Consider the following 4,746-nt stretch of genomic DNA (forward strand, 5'->3'; position numbering starts at 1 on the left):
GGGGGGCGGGTCTGGTGACGTACGCGACGCCGTACATGGCGGCAAGGGCGACGACGACCAGCGCCAGCAGGCCGAACCTGTTCTCCACGAACGTCTTCATCACGCACCCGCCAGTGCCACGGACGGCGACTCGACGCCTTCGGGCGAGCGCCGCCCCGGCGCGGCCATGACCACCGCCACCAGGACCAGCGCCGCTTGCGCCCACAACCATGGCGTGTGCAGGGTGCCGTCCGGCGGGGCGGGCACGCGGGTGACCGGCTCGGTCAGGCGCCACAGCCCGCCCGCGTCCGACAGGCTCATGCGCTGCAGCGACGGCTGGGAGTCGAGCCTTCTGGCCAGTTCCGGGGAGACGGGGGGCGCCACCGCGACCATGGCGATGCCGTGCCGGGCGAGCGTGACCGCGTCGCCGCCGCGGCCGCCGGCCAGGCCTTGGGCGGCCGCCCGCACCCGGGTGCGGCCGTCGGACGCGACGGGCAATTCCGCCTCGCCGATCAGCGGGGTGCGGGCGTGCAGCACGGTGAACGCGGAGCCCTCGATCACGAGGGTGCGTTCGCCGTTCCTGGAGTAGGACGCGGCCAGCGCGGGCAGCACGTCGGGCGCGTCGTCCACGAGCGGCCCGCGCACGCCGCCCGCCACCCAGAAGCCCGCGGCCAGCAGCGGCGTGCTGAACGCGACCGCCACCACCGCCGTCGCGCCCAGCTTGCGCAGCCCGCCTCCGGCGCGCAGTTCGGCCAGCCGGTGGGCGGTCAGTCCCACGAGGACCAGCAGCCCGGTGCCCGCGAACGCCAGCGGCACCCCCGGCCAGGCCCGCGCTCCTTCGACGGTGACGCGGCTGACCAGGATGGCGGCCAGCATCCCGTACAGGGCGACGCTCCAGCCGATCGCGACGATCATGCGCTGGCGGCGCATGAGGAGCGCGGCGAGCGCGGCCGCGATCAGGCCGGCCGTCACCCAGAACGGCGGCAGCCCCGGCCCGCCCGGGCTGAGCGCGAGCAGCGACTCGGGAGCGAGCACGGGGTCGGCCAGGGCGGGATCGTGCAGCCCGGCCTCCAGGAGGAACTTGCCCGGGTCGGCCGCCAGGCTCGCCAGCCAGGGGAACAGCAGCGCCACCGGCACCGCGAGGGCGATGACCATCGAGGTCACGACGCCGCGCCGCACACCGCCGAAGGCGACCGCCGCGAGCACGCCGAGGACCGCGAAGAGCGGGTAGACCAGCGGGACGAACGCCGTGCCCACGGCGAGCAGCAGTCCGAGGCCCCAGGCGGCCCGGCGGGCGCGGCGGCGCTCGCCGGACAGCAGCACCGTGCCGAAGGACGTGTAGAGGGGCAGGAGCACGAACACCACGGCCGTGCCCAGCCGCCCGGCCGCGATCGCGCCGGTCGCGACGGGCAGCAGCGCGTACGTCCCCGCCGCCCAGGCCCGTGCGGGCACCGCCGGGATGATGTGCCGGGTGGCCAGGTACGCCGAGGCGCCGGCCAGCGGCACCGAGCCGAGCAGCAGCACCGAGACGGCCAGCCACGTCTTGCCGAGGGCGAGCGTGGACAGGGCGGCGAGCACGGCGACGTACGGGGGCGCCCAGGCGTTCGAGCCGAGCCCGACGTCGTGGAAGTCCTCGGTGTAGAACGCCCACAGGTCGCTCGCGCCGCCCGTGACCGGGACCAGCGCGCCGCCGCCGAGCCGCTCGCCGCCGAGCAGGGAACGCTCGGCGACCAGCGAGACGGCGGTCAGCGCGAGCAGGAGGACGACGCCGGGGCGGCTGAGGAACCGTTTGACCGCGCCGGTGTCGGGAGGCGGGATCTCGTCCTCCTCCGCGGACGAGTGGTGGTGGCGGCCGGCGGGGTCGACGGGGGCCTCGCCGGCGAGGAAACTCTGGATCATGTCGGTGAGCCGCCGCCAGGCCGCTCCCCGAGGGGTCATCAACCGCTTTACGCGGATATATCCCTTTTTTCGGCTCTGCCTGTTTCCTGGGGGACGGCGGGCACGGCGCGCCCTGAGCAGCCGGAACGGGTGCACCAGGATCGACCCCATGGCCACCATCTCGTCCAGCGCGTTCGCGGGCTGCTTGCTGACGACGAACAGCAGCGTGCGGACCGCCGAGCCGACCACGTTCCGCAGCAGCGCCCAGAGCATCGCGCCGAACGGCAGGTTGGCCATCACCACGAAGATGGCGTTACGCCTGTCCAGCCTGCGCGGATGGTCCCCGCTGACCGTGATGCGCCGCCGCCTGCGTGCCGCCGCCTCGGCGTGCCAGGCCACGGCGGAGGTGACGTTCAGCACCCTGTGCCCGGCGTTCCGCACCCGCCAGCACAGGTCGAGATCGTCGCGGAACAGCGGGAAGAACGGGTCGAGCCCGCCCACCTGCTCCCACACGTCGCGGCGGATCAGCATCCCGGCCGTGGACACCGCCAGCACGTCGTGCGTGCCGTCGTGCTGCCCCTGGTCGAACTCGCGTGGTTCGAGCCCGGTGTCCCTGCGCCCGGTGCGGCCCACCGTCACGCCCACTTCGAGCAGCAGCCTGCGGTCGAGCCAGTCGCGCAGCTTCGGGCCGAGCACGGCCGCCTTGGGATGCTGCTCCGCGGCGGCGAGCAGCGCCTCGAGCGCCCGCCGGTCAGGGGCGCAGTCGTCGTGGAGCAGCCAGATCCACTCGTCGGGCCCGGCGGACGGCAGCCTCTCCAGCGCCGCCGCCACGGCCTCGCCGAAACCGGTGGAACGGGGCAGGGAGATCAGGTTGCCGCGGCCGAGCGTCCGGGCGAGCAGGTCGACGGAGCCGTCCCTGCTGCCGTTGTCGACGCCCGCCACGCGGTCAGGTCTGCGGCTCTGGCCGGCCAGAGCCCGCAGCGTCTCCCCGAGCCAGCGCCCGCCGTCGTGAGCGACGACGATCGCGGTGACGTGGGGACGTGCCATGGGCGGATGACTCCTGGGAGTTGATCAGGCGCGCCCACCTTACCGGCGAACCCATCCAGGAGATGCGAAAAAGGGCCACACGGCAGCCCGTGTGACCCCCTCGCCCATATCTCTCAAACGGCCTGGCGTTTGATCCGTCTGCGCTCCCGCTCGGACAGCCCACCCCAGATGCCGAACCGCTCATCGTGCTCGAGTGCGTATTCCAGGCACTCGGCACGGACCTCGCACGATCGGCAGACCTTCTTGGCCTCTCGGGTGGAGCCGCCCTTCTCCGGGAAGAACGCCTCCGGATCAGTCTGCGCGCACAAGGCGCGCTCCTGCCATCCGAGTTCTTCAGCGTCAAGCTGATCCTGTGCGATGACCGGATCGGTCACTGCACACCTCCCTGCCGCCCGCCCGCAATGGAGCCCCCCATGGACGCCTTCCTTATTACCCACCCACTGGAAGGCGTAACAACATGGTTGTAATTACACGCGCGTGCCGTACGTGGCGTCAAGCGGCATGCAGGTATCCGGGGAAAGACCAGACCTCGCCCCGGTGTGCTTGGCATGTGATGTTCGCACCCGGCCGACACCCATATGCGCGCGGCGTCAGCCAGGCTTGTTCAACGCTGTCAGCGGTCCGAACCGTACCAGGGCGGGATAGACGGCCGCCCGTGGCCCACCTTCTCTCTAGCCGTTCATTGCCGGTCCGTTACCTGCGTGGCTCATTGGGGGTGTATATGGCTGTCGGGTCGATCGGGTCGTCCCCGGGACGGCGCTGCTCACCGCCGAAGGTGTCCGGCCCGAACGACGACGGGTCGAGCCGCATCGTCGCGTCCGGGGCCGGGACGTGGTGGGCGGGCTGGTACTGGCCCTGCTGCGGCTCGTACCCGCCGCCCTGCTGCGGATACGGCTGCTGGGGGTGGCCGAACGGGTCGTCGTACGACCGGGGCGGCTGGCCCGCGTAGTCGGGCACGCGCAGCTCGGGCTGGGTGCCCGGCAAGGAGTGCTGGTAGGTCTCCGCCTGCTGGTAGGCGTCCATGAGCTGCTGGGACCGGGGGTCGGCGGGCGGCTCCTGGTACGCCTGAGGGGTGGCGTACTCCTGGCCGGAGAAGCCCGTGAACGGCTGGCCGCCCTGCTGCTGGTCCGCCTGCTGCGGGTCGAACGCGCTCTGGCCGAAGTACGGCTGCTGGCCGTCCGCCCCGGGGTACTGGGCGTTCGGGCTGGAGTCGCCCTGGGGGTAGTGCTGCCCGGCCGGGGCGAAGGCGCTGGAGGCGGCGTCCGGCGGAGCGTAGGGGCTCTGCTGGTCCGCGGGTGGGGCGTAGGGGTTCTGATCCGCCTGCGGGGCGTACGGGTTCTGCTGGTCCGCTGGCGGGGCGTACGGGTTCTGGCCGGGCTGGTTGTGGATGTTCGGCTGGCTGTCCGCGGGGACGTACGGGGCCGGCTGGTACTCGGCGGGCGAAGTGGCGTACTCCTGACCCGCGGGGGCCGTGTCGGCGGGGGTGTAGGCCGACTGGCCGAAGCTCTGCGGCGCGAAGGCCTGGTCCGGCTGCTGGTCCGAAGGGGCGGCGGGCAGCGCGCCCCTGATCTGCGGCTGGGCCTGCTGGGGCTGGGCCTGTTGGGGGTCGGGCTGGCCGTACTGCTGGTTGTCGGCCGGGGGCGCGTAGCCGGGCTGCTCGGGCTGGCCGCCGTGGCCGGGCGGCTGCTGGCCGTAGTCGGGCTGCTGGCCGGACGGGGGCTGCGGGCCGTAACCAGGCTGCTGGCCCGACGGGGGCTGCGGGCCGTAACCAGGCTGCTGGCCCGACGGGGGCTGCGGGCCGTAACCAGGCTGCTGGCCCGACGGGGGCTGCGGGCCGTAACC

Annotated in this window: 2 protein-coding genes and 1 pseudogene; all 3 read right to left on the reverse strand. The window is 73.3% G+C overall.

Translation table 11 applies throughout. The features are described from left to right. Positions 1 to 99: 99 nt before the first annotated feature. Positions 100 to 2,904, reverse strand: coding sequence for a glycosyltransferase family 2 protein (locus E1292_RS49440; RefSeq protein ID WP_132606729.1), 2,805 nt, complete (start codon positions 2,902 to 2,904; stop codon positions 100 to 102). Between the two features lie 113 nt (positions 2,905 to 3,017). Continuing rightward, the gene (locus E1292_RS49445) at positions 3,018 to 3,278 is read right to left on the reverse strand and encodes a WhiB family transcriptional regulator (protein ID WP_020546325.1); all 261 of its coding nucleotides are present in this window, start codon (positions 3,276 to 3,278) and stop codon (positions 3,018 to 3,020) included. Between the two features lie 319 nt (positions 3,279 to 3,597). After that, a pseudogene (locus E1292_RS52075) lies at positions 3,598 to 4,746 on the reverse strand (hypothetical protein); the annotation flags it as partial.

Origin of the sequence: Nonomuraea deserti (assembly GCF_004348685.1) — a bacterium.
Lineage (GTDB): Bacteria > Actinomycetota > Actinomycetes > Streptosporangiales > Streptosporangiaceae > Nonomuraea > Nonomuraea deserti.

Coding starts and splice junctions, on each gene's coding strand:
- E1292_RS49440 (WP_132606729.1), bottom strand. CDS start 2,904: ATGGCACGTCCCCACGTCACCGCGATCGTCGTCGCTCACGACGGCGGG.